The organism is Pseudomonas emilianonis (assembly GCF_023072625.1).
GTDB classification, from domain to species: Bacteria; Pseudomonadota; Gammaproteobacteria; order Pseudomonadales; family Pseudomonadaceae; genus Aquipseudomonas; species Aquipseudomonas paraveronii.
Window position 1 is genome coordinate 1 of sequence record NZ_JAKNRV010000704.1, and the last position, 1,075, is coordinate 1,075.

At 63.8% G+C, this 1,075-nt stretch carries 2 protein-coding genes; both read right to left on the bottom strand.

The window, feature by feature from the left end:
• A partial coding sequence (locus L9Z73_RS31025) for an ABC transporter ATP-binding protein (protein ID WP_247408810.1) occupies positions 1 to 701 on the bottom strand: 701 nt, incomplete at its 3' end.
• Positions 701 to 1,075, bottom strand: a 375-nt coding sequence (locus tag L9Z73_RS31030; RefSeq protein ID WP_247408811.1) for an ATP-binding cassette domain-containing protein, incomplete at its 5' end; no start/stop codon positions are given. The genes L9Z73_RS31025 and L9Z73_RS31030, both read right to left, overlap by 1 nt.

Below are 1,075 nucleotides of genomic sequence, written 5' to 3' on the forward strand. Positions count from 1 at the left end.
GCGCGGGAACATGCCGTAGACGTCTTCGAGCTGCCAGCGGCTGGTCTTGCGCGCGGCGATGCGCAGGTTTTCCTCGACAGTGAGCAGGCGGAAAATCCCACGGTTCTCCGGCACCAGCGCCAGGCCCAGACCATCAGGTTCTGTTCCACCAGCAGCACCGGCAGGCCGTCGTCCTTGACCTTGCGCAGGATCTTCACCAACTCGTCGACGATCACCGGGGCCAGGCCTTCGGTGGGTTCGTCGAGAATCAGCAGCTTGGGATCGTTGAGCAGGGCGCGGGCGATGGCGAGCATCTGTTGCTCGCCGCCGGAGAGCGCATGGCCGGCATTTTTGCGCCGCTCCTTGAGGCGCGGGAACATGCCGTAGACGTCTTCGAGCTGCCAGCGGCTGGTCTTGCGCGCGGCGATGCGCAGGTTTTCCTCGACAGTGAGCAGGCGGAAAATCCCACGGTTCTCCGGCACCAGCGCCAGGCCCTGGCGTGCGATTTCAAAGATCTTCTGGCCCACCAGCGGCTGGCCGTTGAAGTGGATCTGGCCTTGGCGCGGGCAGATGATGCCGAGGATGCTGCGCAACGTGGTGGTCTTGCCGGCACCGTTGCGGCCGAGCAGGGTCACCAGTTCGCCGGGGTTGACGGTCAACGACACACCTTCGAGCACGTGGCTCTTGTCGTAGTAGGAATGGATATTCTCGACGATCAGCATCAGGCAGCCTCCCCAAGATAAGCCGTGCGCACGCGTTCATCGGCACGCACGAATTCCGGCGTGCCTTCCACCAGGATCTGGCCGTGGCTCATCACGGTGATGCGTTGGCTGATGGACATGACGATGCTCATGTTGTGTTCGATCAGCAGCACCGTGTGGTCGCGGCCCAGGTCGCTGATCAGCTGGGTCATGATCGGGATGTCATCGATGCCCATGCCCGAGGTGGGCTCGTCGAGCATCAGCAGTTTGGGCTTGGAGCAGATCGACATGCCCACCTCCAGCACCCGTTGCTGGCCGTGGGACAACTCGCCGGCCAGGGTCGCGGCGCGCGCGCTGAGTTGCAGGCGTTCGAGCACCTGGTCGGCCATCTCCAG